16 protein-coding genes are annotated in these 16,033 nt (G+C 67.0%); 10 read left to right on the forward strand and 6 right to left on the reverse strand.

Going from position 1 to position 16,033, the window contains the following annotated elements; translation table 11 throughout:
• The first annotated feature begins 137 nt into the window (after window positions 1–137).
• Entirely contained in the window at window positions 138–1,598 is a 1,461-nt protein-coding gene (locus tag AB4Z47_RS25240; protein ID WP_441954185.1) for a CCA tRNA nucleotidyltransferase, read from the forward strand.
• Between the two features lie 5 nt (window positions 1,599–1,603).
• Here AB4Z47_RS25240 and AB4Z47_RS25245 read toward each other — a convergent pair whose 3' ends face one another.
• The gene (locus AB4Z47_RS25245; protein ID WP_441954187.1) at window positions 1,604–2,419 is read right to left on the reverse strand and encodes a hypothetical protein; all 816 of its coding nucleotides are present in this window, start codon (window positions 2,417–2,419) and stop codon (window positions 1,604–1,606) included.
• 144 nt (window positions 2,420–2,563) lie between these two features.
• Between AB4Z47_RS25245 and AB4Z47_RS25250 the strand changes: the two genes are divergently transcribed.
• The 3 genes from AB4Z47_RS25250 to AB4Z47_RS25260 are packed head-to-tail and all read left to right on the forward strand — an operon-like array spanning window position 2,564 to window position 4,899.
• Window positions 2,564–3,319, forward strand: a complete 756-nt coding sequence (locus tag AB4Z47_RS25250) for a LamB/YcsF family protein (protein ID WP_441954189.1) — start codon at window positions 2,564–2,566, stop codon at window positions 3,317–3,319.
• Between the two features lie 9 nt (window positions 3,320–3,328).
• Window positions 3,329–4,018 (forward strand): 5-oxoprolinase subunit B family protein, encoded by a 690-nt coding sequence (locus AB4Z47_RS25255; protein WP_441954191.1) that lies wholly within the window; start codon window positions 3,329–3,331, stop codon window positions 4,016–4,018.
• Window positions 4,015–4,899 (forward strand): biotin-dependent carboxyltransferase family protein, encoded by an 885-nt coding sequence (locus tag AB4Z47_RS25260; RefSeq protein ID WP_441954193.1) that lies wholly within the window; start codon window positions 4,015–4,017, stop codon window positions 4,897–4,899. Before AB4Z47_RS25255 ends, AB4Z47_RS25260 begins: the two co-directional genes overlap by 4 nt.
• Here AB4Z47_RS25260 and AB4Z47_RS25265 read toward each other — a convergent pair.
• Window positions 4,868–6,466, reverse strand: a complete 1,599-nt coding sequence (locus AB4Z47_RS25265) for a DUF4185 domain-containing protein (RefSeq protein WP_441954222.1) — start codon at window positions 6,464–6,466, stop codon at window positions 4,868–4,870. The genes AB4Z47_RS25260 and AB4Z47_RS25265 overlap by 32 nt on opposite strands.
• Window positions 6,467–6,793: 327 nt before the next feature.
• Between AB4Z47_RS25265 and AB4Z47_RS25270 the strand changes: the two genes are divergently transcribed.
• Window positions 6,794–7,303, forward strand: coding sequence for a hypothetical protein (locus AB4Z47_RS25270; RefSeq protein WP_441954195.1), 510 nt, complete (start codon window positions 6,794–6,796; stop codon window positions 7,301–7,303).
• On the opposite strand, the gene AB4Z47_RS25275 is transcribed toward AB4Z47_RS25270, so the two are convergent.
• A complete protein-coding gene (locus tag AB4Z47_RS25275) occupies window positions 7,293–8,645 on the reverse strand; it encodes an MFS transporter (RefSeq protein WP_441954197.1) in 1,353 nt (450 codons plus the stop codon). The genes AB4Z47_RS25270 and AB4Z47_RS25275 overlap by 11 nt on opposite strands.
• Window positions 8,646–8,699: 54 nt before the next feature.
• Window positions 8,700–9,164 carry an NUDIX hydrolase gene (locus tag AB4Z47_RS25280; protein ID WP_441954200.1) on the reverse strand — a complete coding sequence of 155 codons (465 nt, stop codon included), beginning with the start codon at window positions 9,162–9,164 and terminating at the stop codon, window positions 8,700–8,702.
• 233 nt (window positions 9,165–9,397) lie between these two features.
• Between AB4Z47_RS25280 and AB4Z47_RS25285 the strand changes: the two genes are divergently transcribed.
• The gene (locus AB4Z47_RS25285; protein ID WP_441954202.1) at window positions 9,398–10,186 is read left to right on the forward strand and encodes a pirin family protein; all 789 of its coding nucleotides are present in this window, start codon (window positions 9,398–9,400) and stop codon (window positions 10,184–10,186) included.
• 114 nt (window positions 10,187–10,300) lie between these two features.
• Window positions 10,301–10,783 carry a DUF4190 domain-containing protein gene (locus AB4Z47_RS25290; RefSeq protein WP_441954204.1) on the forward strand — a complete coding sequence of 161 codons (483 nt, stop codon included), beginning with the start codon at window positions 10,301–10,303 and terminating at the stop codon, window positions 10,781–10,783.
• On the opposite strand, the gene AB4Z47_RS25295 is transcribed toward AB4Z47_RS25290, so the two are convergent.
• On the reverse strand, window positions 10,770–11,276 hold the full coding sequence (locus tag AB4Z47_RS25295) for a hypothetical protein (protein WP_441954206.1): 507 nt from the start codon (window positions 11,274–11,276) through the stop codon (window positions 10,770–10,772). The genes AB4Z47_RS25290 and AB4Z47_RS25295 overlap by 14 nt on opposite strands.
• 132 nt (window positions 11,277–11,408) lie before the next feature.
• Here AB4Z47_RS25295 and AB4Z47_RS25300 point away from each other — a divergent pair, with 132 nt between their 5' ends.
• The 3 genes from AB4Z47_RS25300 (at window position 11,409) to AB4Z47_RS25310 (ending at window position 14,740) form a co-directional block, all read left to right on the forward strand.
• Entirely contained in the window at window positions 11,409–12,260 is an 852-nt protein-coding gene (locus AB4Z47_RS25300) for a Scr1 family TA system antitoxin-like transcriptional regulator (RefSeq protein ID WP_441954208.1), read from the forward strand.
• Between the two features lie 10 nt (window positions 12,261–12,270).
• Complete coding sequence (locus AB4Z47_RS25305; protein ID WP_441954210.1) at window positions 12,271–12,651, forward strand: DUF397 domain-containing protein; 381 nt, start codon at window positions 12,271–12,273, stop codon at window positions 12,649–12,651.
• Between the two features lie 61 nt (window positions 12,652–12,712).
• Window positions 12,713–14,740 carry a M13 family metallopeptidase gene (locus tag AB4Z47_RS25310; RefSeq protein WP_441954224.1) on the forward strand — a complete coding sequence of 676 codons (2,028 nt, stop codon included), beginning with the start codon at window positions 12,713–12,715 and terminating at the stop codon, window positions 14,738–14,740.
• A gap of 32 nt (window positions 14,741–14,772) precedes the next feature.
• Here the strand turns inward: AB4Z47_RS25310 and AB4Z47_RS25315 are convergent, their stop codons facing one another.
• On the reverse strand, window positions 14,773–15,855 hold the full coding sequence (locus tag AB4Z47_RS25315; protein ID WP_441954212.1) for an ABC transporter ATP-binding protein: 1,083 nt from the start codon (window positions 15,853–15,855) through the stop codon (window positions 14,773–14,775).
• Window positions 15,856–16,033: the final 178 nt, after the last annotated feature.

Genomic DNA, 16,033 nt, shown 5'->3' on the forward strand with positions numbered 1-16,033 from the left:
TGCGAGCGTTTCTCGTCGGATTGCACAGGATGGCGGGTGCCGCTGGCTCGGTTGATGCGGATGGCCTTATATATCTGGGGGTGCTGCGCGGGCTGCGCCGCAATATTCATTGCCGCGGCTCGGTAAGCTGCTCATTCGTGGTTTCGCCCAAGTCCGAGGACGCTGCGCTTGATAGACGTACCCGATTGCTGGCCGCGGCGGCGGTGACCCTCGGGAGGCTGTCCGATGTGCTGACGCCTCTGGGCGAGCTGTTCGCCGCGCGGGGGCACGAGCTGTATCTCGTCGGCGGCAGCGTGCGGGACGCGGTGCTCGGCAGGTTGGGGACCGATCTGGATTTCACTACCGACGCCCGGCCCGAGGTGGTGCAGGAGACGCTGCGCATCTGGGCCGATCATCTCTGGGACACAGGCGGCCTCGCGTTCGGCACGGTCAGTGCGGCAAAGGGCGACCAGCAACTGGAGATCACCACCTTCCGTGCGGACACCTACGACCGGGTATCCCGCAACCCTCAGGTGACCTTCGGTGACTCGCTCGAAGGTGACCTGGTACGCAGGGATTTCACCGTGAACGCGATGGCCGTCAAGATCGGCGCGGACGGCTCTTTGGCGTTCGTCGATCCGCTCGACGGGATGAACGCTTTGCTCGAGGGCATGCTCGATACGCCTGCCGCGCCGGAGGATTCGTTCGACGACGACCCGCTGCGGATGCTGCGCGCCGCGCGATTCGTCTCCCAGCTCGGGTTCGAGCTGCATCCGCGGGTGCGGGCGGCGATCAGCGCGATGGCCGATCAGATCGATCGGATCACCGCCGAGCGGGTGCGCGTCGAGCTGGACAAGCTGATCGCGGGCGCTTATCCGATCGACGGCATCAACATTATGTGCGAGACGGGGCTGGCCCAGCGGGTGCTGCCCGAGGTGCCCGCGATGAAGCTGGAAATCGACGAACACCACCAGCACAAGGACGTCTACTGGCATTCGCTCACCGTCCTGGAGCAGGCCATCGACCAGGAGGATGGCGATCCCGACCTGGTGCTGCGCTGGGCCGCGCTGCTGCATGACATCGGCAAACCCGACACCAAGCGCAACGAGCCGGGCGGTGGTGTCAGCTTCCACCACCACGAGGTGGTGGGCGCGAAGATGGTGCGCAAGCGGATGCGGGCGCTGAAATATCCGAAGCAGTTCACCGAGGACGTGGCCCGGTTGGTTTTCCTGCACCTGCGCTTCCACGGCTACGGGAAGGGGCAATGGACCGATTCGGCGGTGCGCCGCTATGTCACCGACGCCGACGACCTGCTCCCCCGCCTGCATAAACTCGTCCGCGCCGACTGCACTACCCGCAACAAGCGCAGGGCCGCCGCGCTGCGCGCCACCTATGACGAGCTGGAGGAGCGGATCGAGCGGCTGCGCCAGCAAGAGGACCTGGCCAAGGTTCGCCCGGACCTGGACGGCAACGCGATCATGGAGCTGCTCGGCCTGCCGCCGGGCCCCGAGGTCGGCCGGGCCTGGAGTTATCTGAAGGAGCTGCGGCTCGATCGCGGTCCGCTCACTCGGGACGAGGCCGAATCGGCACTGCTGGAGTGGTGGAAGACGCAGAACTGACCGGATCAGAAGACGATCAGGGTACTGCCCGCGAGGATTGCGGAGCGGATCTGGGCCAGATCGAACGAACCGGTGGTCTCCGGTAGCTCGATCTGGAACCGGATCAGATCGTCCTCGCGGGTGGTGGAGACAATCCTCGCGTCGTTGGGCAGCCGGTTGAGCGCCATCGTGGGGATGCCGACCATCCTGCGCGGGATCCGGATGCCGAACCAGGCCGCCTTGCGTACTTCGATGCCGAGCCGGTGGTCCGTCACGGACGCATCGACCAGGGCGGTCATTCGTTTTCGTCGGTGGCGTGCCCGGATCAATCCGGTCTCGTGCAGGTCGAGCGCCCAGGCCAGCGGTTGGGTGTTGAGCCAGTCGACCACCGCGGCGGTGGTGACGGTGCCGTCGATGTCGAGCTGTGCGGCGCGCAGCTTGGTCGGCACGCCGGGGATCAAACGGACTCCGTGCGCGATGACCGTTACGGCCTCGATCGGGTGGTCGTCCCAGCGCAGCTGCGACAGCACCGTCTTGGTTTGGAAGTGCGCGCCGCGGCGGCGCACCTTCAGCACCTGCAGGGTGGCGTCGAGGTCGTGGCCGAGTAGCGTCGCGCTGACCTCCTGCCCGCCGAACCGGCTCAGAATGCCTTCGCTGAGCATCGTCATAAGGGCATCCGGCAGCAGCGCCGTGGCGGTGCCGGCACCGAGATCGGCGACCGGTGCCATCCATCCGGTCCCGAGGGAGATCCACTGCTCCAGCCAGGATGGATCGAACAGGCGTTTCCCGAGATCGACGGCGCGCCACGGCGACCAGGACTTCGGATCGAAATACATGGCCATGATTGCTCCGAGCGTACTTGGCGGTGCCGAGCGGAACCATCGCACTGTGATCCAGGGCGTGCTGCCGGGCCTCCTTGCCCGACGATCACCTCCGCACCAGAATCAGAGGTCCGTCCGCAATACAATGCCGGTGGGAGGACGCACATGCCGCTGGACCTCAACAGTGATCTCGGCGAGGGCTTCGGGCCGTGGACGATGGGCGACGATGCCGCGATGCTCGATATCGTCACCAGCGCCAACATCGCCTGCGGTTTCCATGCGGGCGACCCGACGATTATGCGCAGGACCTGTCTGCTCGCCGTGGAGAACGGGGTGCGGATCGGCGCCCATGTCGGCTATCGCGATTTGGCCGGTTTCGGCAGACGCGAGATCGCCGTCGCGCCCGCCGAAATCCGCGACGAGGTGCTATATCAGATCGGTGGCTTGGACGCCTTCGCGAAGGCCGCGGGTGACCGGGTTAGATACGTGAAACCGCATGGAGCGCTTTATCATTCGGCCGCGCGCGACCCGAAACTCGCAGAATCGGTGGTGGCCGCGATCACGGAGTACGACCTGCGGCTCACGCTGCTCGGGCCTGCCGGTACCCAGCTGGAGCGAGCGGCACAGGACGCCGGGGTGCGATTCGTCGGCGAGGGCTTCGCCGACCGTGCCTACACGGCGAACGGCCTGCTCGCCGCACGCAGTGTGCCAGGCTCGGTACTGCAGCCGAACGAGGCGGTGGCCCAAGCGGTCTCGATCGCCATGTCGGGCACCGCGCGCACGGTCGACGGGCCCGGCGTGGTGTCGGTGAGCGCCGCGAGCATCTGCGTGCACGGTGATTCTCCCGCGGCGGTCGAGATGGCCCGCTTGATTCGAAGCGCGCTGGACAACGTCGGCGTGCCGGTGGAGCCGTTCGGCTGAGGCCGCGAGATGACGACGAAGGACACGGCGTGGCAGGCAGCCGAGCGGGCGATCCGCGCGGCCGGGGATCGGGCACTGCTGGTGACGCCCGACCGGCGCGATATGGTGGCGGACCTGGCGGCGGCGCTGCGGGACCGACCCGTGGCCGGTGTGCAGGACGTGCTGCCTGCCGCGGAAACCGTTTTGCTGACCCTGCATTCACCGCGCGACGGTGAGGCCGTCCGTCGTGTGGTGACCACGTTGCTCGCCGCGATGCGGGACGAGCCTCCCGACAGTGTTTCCCGTGGAACACTGCCGGACAATTCATCTCCCCCGGATCCGATGTTGATTCCGGTCCGCTATGACGGCGACGATCTGGACGAGGTCGCCCGGCTGCTCGGCCTCAGCACCGCGGAGGTGATCGCCGCGCACACCGGGACGGTCTGGCGGTGCGCCTTCGTCGGATTCGCCCCCGGTTTCGGCTATCTGGAATCGCCCGACGGTCGGCTGACCGTGCCGCGACGCGCCCAGGCGCGCACCGTGATTCCGGCGGGCGCCGTCGCGCTCGCCGGTGGCTACAGTGCGGTATACCCGCGCAGCACGCCCGGCGGGTGGCAGCTCATCGGGTCTACCGGCCAGAGGATGTGGGACGTCGAACGTGACCCGCCCGCGTTGATCCGCGCGGGTGACAGGGTTCGATTCGTCGAGGCGGACGGATGATCGTCGTCGAGCAGGTCGGTCCGCTGGCGACCATTCAGGATCTCGGCAGGCCGGGCTGGTTCGATTCCGGTGTCGGGCCCTCCGGCGCCGCGGACCGTTCGTCGCTGCGGCTGGCCAATCGGCTGGTCGGCAATCCGGAGGGGCACGCGGCGATCGAGGTGCTGCTCGGCGGGCTCGCGCTGCGCGCCGAAGGGCACGCCACGTTCGCAGTCACCGGTGCGCCCGCGCCCGCGACCGTCGACGGCACGCCCGTAGGGCACGCCTGCGTGTTGGAACTCGAGGCGGGGCAGGTGCTTCGGCTCGGCTATGCGCCGGTCGGATTGCGCAGCTACGTCGCGGTGCGCGGTGGCGTCGATGTGCCGCCGGTGCTGGGTTCGCGCAGCCGAGACACCATGTCCGGGCTCGGTCCGGACCCGTTGGCCAAGCGCGATAGGCTCCCGATCGGACCCTCTCCACGCACGTTTCCGACCGTGGAGTTCGCCCCGGTTGCCGAACCGCCGGCAGACGTCGTTGCGGTGCACGCCGTGCTCGGGCCACGCGACGACTGGTTCACCGATGCCTCGGCGTTGTTCGACGGTGTCTGGGAGATCTCCACCGATACCGACCGGATCGGTGCCCGGTTGGATCGCCGCACCGGTCCGCCGCTGACTCGAAAGGGCAAAGGCGAGTTACCGACCGAAGGCATGACGCTCGGCTCGATCCAGGTGCCGCCGAGCGGGCAGCCGGTGGTGTTCCTCGCTGATCATCCGATCACGGGTGGCTACCCAGTGGTCGCGGTAATCATCGATGCGGACGTCGACGCCGTCGCGCAGGCGCGGCCCGGTCAGCCCGTCCGGTTCGTCCGCGCGGTCAGCGGCCCGAATCCAGCTGGGCATGCATGAGATACACGTTGTAGCTGTCCCACGCCGAGAGCATGAAGTACAGATCCTTACCAGTCGACCACGGGTGAATGAACCCGCCGTAGGACTTCGGGTAGTCGTTCGTGGGCACCAGCGGGATCGCGTCTGTCCATGCGCCCTGCGGGCTGGCGGCGGTGCGCAGCACGATCGCGCCCCGCGCCGAATCGAGGTAGACCATCTGCCACCGTGCGGTTTCCCGGTCATAGCGCACCGACAGCTCGCTGGCCATGCCGAGCACCAAGGGAGTAGCCAGGTTTTCGGCCGCCGGCGCCCAGGTGCCGTTGACCCAGTACTGGTAGGCGGACTTGTTCAGTACCTCGTCCTTCCGCACTCTGGCCAGCCCGATCACGCCGATGCGACCGTTGGGCGTGCCGAACATATAAACGTAGTCACCCTGCGGCACCATCGCAGCCACCTGGAACCGACCGACACCGAAGAGGTTGTCCCACTTGGCATGCTGGTCCTTCTTCCAGGTGCGCCCTTTGTCGTCGGAGTAGGCCAAGCCGCCGTAGTTGGTCCACCACAGGCCGGGGATGCGGCTCCACCGGTTCACTGACATATAGCTCAGGTACTGCCGGTGCCCGATGGCGAACCCGGAGGTGGGGATGGTGGTGGTCTCCCAGTTCTTGACCTTGCGGCTGCCCAGGATCTCTGCGGCGTGGCAGCGGGTGTCCTGCGCGAAGGTGTCCAGCGTCAGACCGTCGGACAGATCACGGTCGGAGCTGAAACCGATCACGTTGCTACGCCAGTCCTGGTCGTCGTGGCCGGCGCCACCGCCGCCCCAACCCTTGCCGAAGGTGTCGCCGAAGACCACAGCGACCTCGTCAGGCCCGGTCTCCCACATGAGGCCGAGGTCGGTGCCGTCGACCTGCCAACGCATGTCGGTTCGATTCTCCGAGCCGTGCCCGGTCACCTGCCCGACCAGCCGCACCGACTCGACGCGCGGCGCGTCGACCGGCGTCGCGAGCGGACCCGGTGCAATCGGGTGCACCACCTGCGGCGGGGCTGGCTGCGGTTCCTCGCCGGGGCCGCCGGGCACCGGGATCGGAATCGGTTCGGTCTCCGGCGCGAACTTGATGCGCGGCAGTTTGATCGGCTCGCCGGAACCGCTGTCGGACCCGGAACCCGAGCTGGAACCGCTGTCGGAGCCGGAACCCGGACCGGAAGCGGAGCCGGAACCCGGATCGGAACGGGAGGCGGAGCCCGAACTCGAGCCGGTCGAGTCGTCGATGCTGTTGTCCGGCGTCGGGTTGGGCTCGGGATTCGGTTCCGGTGGCTTCGGGGTGTCCCGGATGTCGGGGCACGGGTTCTCGCACGGATCGGTCGGCAGCGGGGCGGGGACGATCCGCGTGTTGTCCTGCGGTGGGTCGGGCACCGGAACCGGTGTGAGCTCCGGAATCGGCAGCGGGATGTCGATCTGCGGCGGCAGCGGCGGCGGAGGCGGCTGTGCGGGATCGGGTTCGCGATCGAGTGGGTCGAATCCGGTCTCGCCGCAGCTGTTCACCGGTGGCGGCGCCCACGGGAACGGTGCGGCCTGCGCCGCGGGCATCGGCAGAGTGAGGACCCCGGCGAGGAGGACGCCGAATATCGCGGGCGCACAAGGGGAGATGATTCCGGATTCGCGCATCACGTCGGTTCGGTCGATCGGCTATCCGGCATCCCGGACGGATAGGACAGATCGGGTTTTCCACGCACCCAGCAGTTCTCGCACCGCGTCGGGGTAATTCGCCGAAAAACCCATCTCGTGTTGACTCCTGTCGAATCGGGCCGCAGAAAGTGCAACTTACCCGAATAGCGTCAGCAAATGTGGGACGACGGAATCGGAGAATTACTGGCGAAATGGAACCGGTGCCACGATGTACGCGTCCAAACACATATGAACGAGATCGAGTACGTGTTCGGCACCGGTGATGGGAGGGTGCACGTCTGGACCAGCGAGGCGGATCTGGAGCTCACCGGCACGGCCGCGGCCGACGCGGTAGGGCTGGACTTCGACGGTGACGGCTTCGCCGACGACGCGCTGTGGGATTCGGGCGGCTCCGATATCGCGGACATCGCGGCGCTGGATCTCGATGACGACGGCCTGCTCGACCATTTCTTCACCGACCCCACCGGCCTCGGCACCTGGGACCACCAGATCACGGGATTGTCCGCCGATGCCGCAAGCGAGCCGTTCGACTGGATCGTGCGCACCGCCGCGGATGAGCCCGATCGTCCTGTCACCGATGCGCCGCACCCGGATTCGGTGTCCCCGCATGTGGACTTCGATAATCAGGCGGCGCTGCCCGATCGTGCCTCGCAACCGGCCGATACACTCCCCGAACACTTGGCGCACTGGTTGAGCCGCGATGGTCGGAACCTCGGCGACGAACCGATCATCGCGTAGGCGTGCCGCGGCGCGTGTTCAGCGCGATTGCCGCGATTCCCGCGCAGTAGATCGCGGCGCCGGCCAATACCACGGCGAGCGATCGCCCGTTTTCCGGCATCACCAGCGCCGCAAGGGCGATGGCCAGGACGAACGCGATGTTGAAGACGGTGTCCTGTAACGCGAATACTTGGCCGCGCCGTGCGTCATCGATGTCGATCTGCATGGTGGCGTCACCAGTCAGCTTGATTGTCTGTCCGGCCAGTCCCAGCAGGAACGCACCGACCAGCAGCAGCTGATGCGCACGCTGCACCGCGGTTGCCGAATCGGCGAACACGATCGGCGTGACCAGTGTGAGCTGCACCAGCGTCGCGGTGAACAGACTGGCGACCACGGTGCACGGTCGTCCGAAGCGGGGTATGAGCAGCGGCGCGGCGACGGCGGCAACCAGCATGCCCGCCGCGGTGGCGGCGATGGCAACGCCGAACCCGACCAGACCACCGTTGATCCCGAAGCCGTCCAACGGAGCCTGGCGCAACACCAGCACCATGATCAGCGTATTCACACCGAACACGATCCGGTGTGTGCCGATGCCCAGCATCGCCGTGGTGACCTGCACCGATTCCCAGACCGCCACGGCGCCCGTGCGCAGGCCCGTGGCGATGGCGTGCACGGTGTTCTCCCCGGCCGTCGCCTCGGCTTCGGGACCGAGAACCCGCGGACGGAACCCAGCCGCCAGCACCGCGCCGAGCACCGACCCGGCGCCGCTGATCGCCACCGCGACCGCCGAGGCGAAGTCCCCCGCTCCGATCAGACCGATCACCGCCACCGAGGTCGCCGCGCCGAGCCCAGCACACCCGGAGGCCACCGTCGCGAACACCGAGTTCATCGGCACCAGCCACGCTTGCGCCAGCACCCGGGGTAGTGCCGCCGACACACCGGCCAGCACGAACCTGCTGATTCCGACCACGGCCAGCGCCAGCAACAGCAGCGGCGTCTCCCCTATACCTGCGAGCAGCCCGACGCTCACCACGCCGATCAAGCCCGCACGGACCACGTTGGCCACGAGCAGCACGGTGCGCCGGTCCCATCGATCCAGCAGCGCGCCCGCGTACGGCCCGATCAGCGAATACGGCAACAGCAGCACCGCGAAGCCTGCCGCGACGGCCAGTGGATCGGTCTGCCGTTCTGGGTTGAACAGGATCGCGCCCGACAGCGCCGCTTGGAACATCCCGTCGCCGAACTGTCCGGTGAACCGGACCACGGCCAGCCGCGACACGCCCGGGCTTTCACACAGCGCGGCGCGCAGCGAAACGGGCCGTTCCTCTGCGGGGCTCACACCTTCGGTGCGACCGGTCGACACGTTCGCGAGGGTACTGCGCCCGCTCGACATCCAAGCGAACACTGGCCGACCGGCTCAAACCCGATCGAGGAGCGTGCTCACCGTCGCCCGCATATCCGACGCCATCGGCAGCTCGTCGAGCGCGCCCGCATCGATCCAGGCGAACGCGTCGTGCTCCCGTGGTGTGAGGGCGACATCGCCCGGTTCCGCCTCCACTACGACGCTGTATTTGCGCACCTTCGCCTTGGTCCGGGTCGCGTAGTCGAATCCGGCCAGGAAGTCGGTGATGGCGCGTACCCGCAGCCCCGTTTCCTCCAGCAATTCCCGAGCCACGCATTCGGCGAATGTCTCCCCGGATTCCACACCGCCGCCGGGGAGCTCGTACATACCGCCGTGATAGTCGTCGGGCACCCGGCGCACCACTAGAAGTCGGCGCTCGCGGAACACGGCGACACCGATCACGAAATGTGCGATGCCGTCGCGGTGCGCTTCGCTGCGGAGTTGCCGCTCTATCCGGGCGACTTCATCGGGTCCCAGCACGCCGTCACCTCCGGTTCCATTGTGGCGCTTGGCGATCGGCGCCGGGCCACGCTATCCGGCGAGATGGCCCAGCGTTTCGACGTACCGGTTGGTTCTGCTCGCCTGCCGTTCACCCAGTGGTCGCTCGCGTAAAATGCCCAGTGCAGGACAATTTACTAGGAATGTGGAGTACCGCGATGGAAGTACTCCTACCCTGGATGGCGATCGGTGCACGGTCCCGAGAGGAGGACCTGATGTCCACACTCACGACACCACACATCGATGTTCACCGCGGCGGCGACCGTATGAAGACGCGAATCTCGTGGCTGGATTCGAAGCACTCGTTCTCGTTCGGCGAGCATTACGATCCTGACAACACGCATCACGGCCTGCTGCTCGTCAACAACGAAGACATCGTTTCTCCCGGTCAGGGCTTCGATACCCACCCGCATCGCGACATGGAAATCGTGACCTGGGTGCTCGGCGGCAGCCTGGTGCACCAGGATTCTCTCGGCCATAGCGGCATCATCTACCCCGGGCTTGCCCAGCGGATGAGCGCGGGCACCGGCATTCTGCACTCCGAGAAGAACGACTCGTGGCGACTGGATGGCCGTAGCTCCGAGCATGAGGAACCGGTGCATTTCGTACAGATGTGGGTGGTGCCCGACGAATCAGGTCTCACCCCGGGCTACGAACAGCTGGAGATCGATGACGAGCTGGCGGGCGGTGGCCTGGTAACGGTCGCCTCGGGCCTGCCGCGCTACCGCGATCGCACCGCCATCGCGATCAACAGCAGCCATTCGGCGCTGCACGCGGCGCGTATGGCAAGCGCGGAGGCGAGCGTCGAATCGGTCGTCGACCTGCCCGACGCGCCGTACCTGCATCTGTTCGTCGCGCGCGGGGAGGTGGAGATGGAGGGGGTCGGCCCGCTTTATGAGGGCGACGCGGTGCGTCTGACCAGGACCGGAGGACAGCGCGTGGTGGCGAGGCAGCCTTCGGAAATCCTGGTGTGGGAGATGCACGCGCGGTTGGGCGCCCAGTAGTCGTTTCGCATCAACGTCCGTCCGTCGGGAGCGCGATCAGCAGGTGACCGTCGCACACTGTCGGACCACCTCGTCCGGACCGAGCATCTCGAGGCACTGACGGAGAGGAAGTCCATGTCGCAATATCCCCCGCCCGGCCAGTATCCGCCGCCCCCGGGGCAGTATCCGCCGCCGAGTCAGCCCGCGTATTGGCAGGAGTCACCCAAAGGCAGGGGCCTCGCGATTACCGCGCTGGTGCTCGGCATCCTCGGATTGCTCAGCTTCTGGACGGTCGTCGGCGGCTACTTGTTCGGCATCTTCGCACTGATCTTCGGTGTGGTCGCGCTGGTCAAGGCCCGCTCGGGCACCGCGGGCGGCACCGGTATGGCGATCGCAGGTCTGGTCCTCGGCGTGCTGAGCCTCATCGGCGCCATCGTGATCACTGTGGTGGGCTACAGCTTCTTCGTCGACTCCGGCGGTAAGGACTTCATCGACTGCATCAGTAAGGCGGGCAACGACCAGTCCAAGATCGATCAGTGCGAACACGAGTGGAACCAGAAGCTACAGGACAAATACAGCGTCACACTGACTCCGCCGCCCGCTCCTACACCCCGCTGACCGCGGCGCACGCTCGGGTGGCGGTGATCACCTCGGCGAACTCGCGGCGGAAGTCCCCCTCGGGCGCTGCGACCCAGATCCGGTAGCCGCCGCGTTCGTCGGTGGGTGAGGGCAGCACGATGTGGCTGCCCGGCAGCGCGATCGCCGCGCAGACCCGGAACAGATCTGCGAACAGCGCGGTATCCGAGTACGAGTTATCGGTGGGGCCGGTCAGGAAGGTCCAGCGGTCCGAGCGCGGATGCGCGATAATCGGCCCTGGCCGGTGTTCGGGTTCCGAAGTCAGCCGGTCGAGCACCTGCCTGCCGAACGCAGCGGGCATCACGACCGCGCCCACGGAGCCGATTTCCAGCATGATCCGCCCGAGGGCCGGGTCCACGATGCCGTACAGCCCGTGCTCCGTGCCATACCGGCGGCAGCGATCGAACGCGCCCTGGATCTCCGTGAAATCCAAGGGCCCGGTATGGCCGCCTGTTTCGGTGCGGGACGTAGTCATGACGAACACCTCGCCTCGATGCGGGTGGATCGTGTGCTGGGAAAACGACCGCTGCTTCCGACCCTAGTCGGGTGCAACTGGGTTGACAATAGTCACCTGTGGGTGAGTCGGAGGGGCGTAGCATCGCCAGGCATGGCACCCGTGTCGCCAACCGTCGCCCGCTGGGAGCTGGTGCTCCGGCTACGTGAGCTGCGGGAACAGCGCGGCTTCGACTCTGCGGGCTTCGCCAAGAGGGTGGGGTTCACCCCGGCCAACTGGTCGCACGTGGAGAAGGGCAGGCGCGTGCTCACGACCAGCACCATCGGACCGGTGCTAGAGCTGCTCGAGGTCGAGACCGAGGAGCGCGAGGAGCTGCTCGCCCTGCTGGAGGCGAGCAAGCAGCGTGGGTGGTGGGCGAAGCCGTCGGCCTTGATCGGGCCGGAACTGCAGCGGCTGTACGGGATGGAGTTCGGTGCGCAGAGCATCCGCAGCTACGACAGCCTCCTCGTGCCCGGCCTGCTGCAGACCGAAGACTACGCCCGCGCGCTGATCAGCGCTGACGTGATGATCCGCCCAGTGCAGGTCGAGCAGCTGGTGGCGATTCGAATGCGTCGGCAGGAGCGGCTGCGCGGCCCGGACCCGGTCGAACTGACCGCGGTGTTCGGCGAGGGCACCCTGCTGCAGCAGACCGGCGGGCCGGATGTGCTTCGCGGGCAGCTGAACTATCTGGCGGATTTGATCGAGGAACTGGAGACGGTGGAGGTGCGGGTGATCCCGTTCGCCGCCACCTCGGGCGCGGTGCTCGGCGGCTCCAGCTTCCATCTCATCGACTTCGCGGGCGAGCAGCTGCCCACCTTCGGCTGGGCGGAGAGCGCGGTGTTCGGCGGGGCGGTCGACGACCCGGATCTGGTGCGCGATCTCAGCTTCGCGTATGTGCGCGCGCTCGAGCAATCACTGCAACGTATGAAGTCATTGGCCCTGATCAGGCGCTATTCCCGCGTGTAAAATCCTGGCCATGGCCACCACCGCAAGCCCCATGCCGGTATCCACCGGCTGGTTCACATCGACTCGATCGAACAACGGCAATCAATGTGTCGAAGTTCGGTTCGATGGTGATGCGGTGCTCATCCGTGACAGCAAGTTTCGCCGCAACCCGGCACACCGCACCGCCGAAGAGCCCGTCATCACCGTCACCGCCGCCGAATGGACCGCGTTCCTCGACCTCCTGCGCACCCACGGGCGACCGGAGGGCGAACTGAGTACGCACACTGCCGCCAACGGTCACACCACACTCCGCCACGGCAAAACCACCCTCACCTACACCCCTGAGGAGTGGGACGCCTTCCTGCTCGGCGCCCGCGACGGCGAATTCGACCACATCCACCTGCCTGCGTGATTCCGCTGTTCACTACCCCCGGTCGCAAGCGGCCGGGGGCCCGCCCGCGCGTATCGGCATACTGGATGTCGTGACTTCCGAACTGACCCGTCCTTCCGGTATCGATCTGTCCCATCTCGACCAGGGCGTGCGCGTGCAGGACGACTTGTTCGCGCACGTCAACGGCAAATGGCTGGCAGAGTACGAGATACCGGCGGACCGCGCGGTGGACGGCGCGTTCCGCACGCTGTACGACCAAGCCGAGCTGGACGTCCAGGCAATCATCCAGAATGCCGCGGCCGCCGACGCCGAGCCGGGCAGCGACGCCCGCAAGATCGGTGATCTGTACTCCAGCTTCATGGACACCGACACGGTCGCCGCCGCCGGTCTCGTGCCGATCGCCGCCGAGCTGGCCGCCATCCACGAGGTCGCCGACAAGGGGTCTTTTGCCGCGCTGCTCGGCCGGTTGCAGCGTACCGGCGTCGGCGGTGCCGTCAGCGTCTACGTCGACACCGACGACAAGAACTCCAACCGCTACCTGGCGCACGCCACTCAGTCCGGCATCGGCCTTCCCGACGAGTCCTACTACCGGCAGGACGAGTTCGCCGAGATCCGCACCAAGTACATCGCGCACATCGGCCGCATGTTCGGCCTCGCCGCCGCCGACCCCCGCCTGGCCGCAGTGCTGCCCGCAGACCTGGACACCGTCGGGCAGCGGGTGTTCGAGCTGGAGCAGAAGCTGGCCGCCGGGCACTGGGACGTGGTGCGTCGCCGCGACGCCGAACTGCGCTACAACCTGACCACGTTCCAGGCGCTGGCCGAGGAGAACTCCGAGTTCGACTGGGTCGCTTGGGCTTCCGCGCTGGCCGAGGGCGCGGCACGCCCCGGGCCCGAGCTGTTCGCGGAAGTGGTGGTGGGCCAGCCGGATTACCTGCGCACCTTTGCCCAGGTGTGGGCCGCCGAATCGCTGGCCGACTGGCGAACCTGGGCGGCCTGGCGGGTACTCCGTTCACGCGCGCCGTATCTGACCGACGCGTTGGTCGAGGAAAACTTCGACTTCTACGGCCGCACCCTCACCGGGGCCGAGGAGAACCGGGAGCGCTGGAAGCGTGGTGTCTCGCTGGTGCAGGATCTGCTCGGTGAGGCAGTCGGCAAACTGTATGTGGCCGAACACTTCCCGCCCGCGGCCAAGGTCCGGATGGTCGAGCTGGTGGCAAACCTGCAGGAGGCGTACCGCCGCAACATCGCTCAGCTGGACTGGATGGGTCAGGACACCAGGACGGCCGCGCTGGCCAAGCTGGAGAAGTTCACCCCGAAGATCGGCTACCCGGACAAGTGGCGCGACTACTCGGCCGTCGTCATCGACCCGGCCGACCTGGTCGGCAACTATCGCAACGGCTACGCCGCCGATTACGATCGGGACCTGAACAAGCTCGGCGGCCCGGTCGACCGCGACGAATGGTTCATGACCCCGCAGACGGTGAACGCCTACTACAACCCGGGAATGAACGAGATCGTGTTCCCCGCCGCCATCCTTCGGCCGCCGTTCTTCGACATGAACGCCGACGACGCCGCCAACTACGGCGGGATCGGCGCGGTGATCGGGCACGAGATCGGCCACGGCTTCGATGACCAGGGCGCGAAGTATGACGGCGACGGCAACATGGTCGACTGGTGGACCGACGAGGATCGCGCCGAATTCGGCAAGCGGACAAAGACTTTGATCGACCAGTACAACGTGCTGTCGCCCAAGGCCCTCCCGGATGAGCACACCGTCAACGGCGAGTTCACCATCGGCGAGAACATCGGCGACCTCGGTGGCCTGTCCATCGCGCTGGAGGCATACAAGATCTCGCTGAACGGCGGCGAGGCGCCGGAGATCGACGGTCTGACCGGCCTGCAGCGGGTGTTCTTCGGCTGGGCGCAGGTGTGGCGCTCGAAAGCAAGGACAGAGGAGGCCATCCGCCGTCTCGCCATCGACCCGCACTCGCCGCCCGAGTTCCGCTGCAACGCCGTGGTGCGCAACGTCGACAGCTTCCACGAGGCGTTCGACGTCGAACCCGGCGATGCCCTGTACCTGGACCCGGCGGAGCGCGTGAAGATCTGGTAGCCCGACGACCGGAAGCAGTCCGGTCGGCTGGCTCAGCGCACTCGGTCCTCGGTTTCGGCGTCGAAGAAGAAGACGTCGTCCGCCTTGGGCCGCAGGCGAAGTCGGTCGCCCAGCGCTACCCGAAAGCGACGATCGACGCGCGCGACGACCTTCCCGGAACGGCTGGTCCACCCCTCGGTGACGCCGTGGCTGTAGACGAACGACTCCGCGCCGAGTTCTTCGAGCAACTCCGTGTCCACGGCCAGGCTGTCGTTGGTGTCGGTGGTGACCTCCCACGACTCCGGCCGGATGCCGAGGACCACTCGGTCGCCCGTTTCAGCGCTGCGCGGCAAGGGAATTCGCAGATCGCCGAGCACGGCGGAACCGCCATGCACTGGCGCCTCCAGCAGGTTCATGCCCGGCGAGCCGATGAATCCCGCGACGAAGGTGTTCACCGGGTTGTCGTAGAGCTCGCGGGGCGCGGCGATCTGCTGCAACTTGCCCTCGCGCAGCACCGCCACTCGGTCGCCCATAGTCATCGCCTCGACCTGGTCGTGGGTGACGTACACCGTGGTCGTGCCGAGCCGCTTCTGCAGCGCGGCGATCTGGGAACGGGTACTCACCCGCAATTTCGCGTCCAGGTTGGACAGCGGCTCGTCCATGCAGAACACCTGTGGACGGCGAACGATGGCTCGTCCCATGGCAACTCGCTGCCGCTGGCCGCCGGACAGCTTCGCGGGCCTGCGGTCCAGTAGCTGCTCCAATTCCAGCATCTGCGCGGCCTCCCGCACCCGGAGCTGGGTGTCGGCTCTGTTCATGCCCGCGTTGCGCAGCGCGAAGCCCATATTCTGCGCGACGGTCATATTCGGATACAACGCGTAGCTCTGGAACACCATCGCTACGTCGCGAGCACGGGGAGGTAGGCCGGTGACGTCCTTGCCGTCGATCAGGATGCGGCCGGCCGCAACGGATTCCAGCCCGGCGAGCATGCGTAGACTGGTCGACTTGCCGCAGCCGGACGGGCCGACGAGCACGATGAACTCGCCGTCGGCGATGTCGAGTTCGAGCTGGTCGACGGCGGGCGCCTGCGCGCCGGGGTACCGGTGCGTCACACCCTCGAACTGCACGGTGGCCATGCTGTCGGTCTCCTTGCTTCGGACGGCGGGTACTAGTGTGTCGGTCCCGAAATTTTCGCCATATATTTCGCTAGGGAGTCGAGGATTTCCTCGGCTGTTTTGCGCCAGACGAAGGGTTTGGGGTTCTCGTTCCAGTTGGTGATCCAGGCGCGGACGTCTTTCTCCAGCGCGGCAACGC

Source organism: Nocardia sp. 2TAF39, from assembly GCF_052114905.1.
Classification (GTDB): Bacteria; Actinomycetota; Actinomycetes; order Mycobacteriales; family Mycobacteriaceae; genus Nocardia.

Excerpts from the sequence above, each read along its gene's own strand:
- AB4Z47_RS25300 (WP_441954208.1), top strand. The coding sequence starts at position 11,409 with ATGGCACCCGTGTCGCCAACCGTCGCCCGCTGGGAGCTGGTGCTCCGG.
- AB4Z47_RS25255 (WP_441954191.1), top strand. The coding sequence starts at position 3,329 with ATGACGACGAAGGACACGGCGTGGCAGGCAGCCGAGCGGGCGATCCGC.
- AB4Z47_RS25285 (WP_441954202.1), top strand. The coding sequence starts at position 9,398 with ATGTCCACACTCACGACACCACACATCGATGTTCACCGCGGCGGCGAC.
- AB4Z47_RS25290 (WP_441954204.1), top strand. The coding sequence starts at position 10,301 with ATGTCGCAATATCCCCCGCCCGGCCAGTATCCGCCGCCCCCGGGGCAG.
- AB4Z47_RS25250 (WP_441954189.1), top strand. The coding sequence starts at position 2,564 with ATGCCGCTGGACCTCAACAGTGATCTCGGCGAGGGCTTCGGGCCGTGG.
- AB4Z47_RS25265 (WP_441954222.1), bottom strand. The coding sequence starts at position 6,466 with ATGCCCGCGGCGCAGGCCGCACCGTTCCCGTGGGCGCCGCCACCGGTG.
- AB4Z47_RS25315 (WP_441954212.1), bottom strand. The coding sequence starts at position 15,855 with ATGGCCACCGTGCAGTTCGAGGGTGTGACGCACCGGTACCCCGGCGCG.
- AB4Z47_RS25245 (WP_441954187.1), bottom strand. The coding sequence starts at position 2,419 with ATGGCCATGTATTTCGATCCGAAGTCCTGGTCGCCGTGGCGCGCCGTC.
- AB4Z47_RS25260 (WP_441954193.1), top strand. The coding sequence starts at position 4,015 with ATGATCGTCGTCGAGCAGGTCGGTCCGCTGGCGACCATTCAGGATCTC.
- AB4Z47_RS25270 (WP_441954195.1), top strand. The coding sequence starts at position 6,794 with ATGAACGAGATCGAGTACGTGTTCGGCACCGGTGATGGGAGGGTGCAC.
- AB4Z47_RS25305 (WP_441954210.1), top strand. The coding sequence starts at position 12,271 with ATGGCCACCACCGCAAGCCCCATGCCGGTATCCACCGGCTGGTTCACA.
- AB4Z47_RS25295 (WP_441954206.1), bottom strand. The coding sequence starts at position 11,276 with ATGACTACGTCCCGCACCGAAACAGGCGGCCATACCGGGCCCTTGGAT.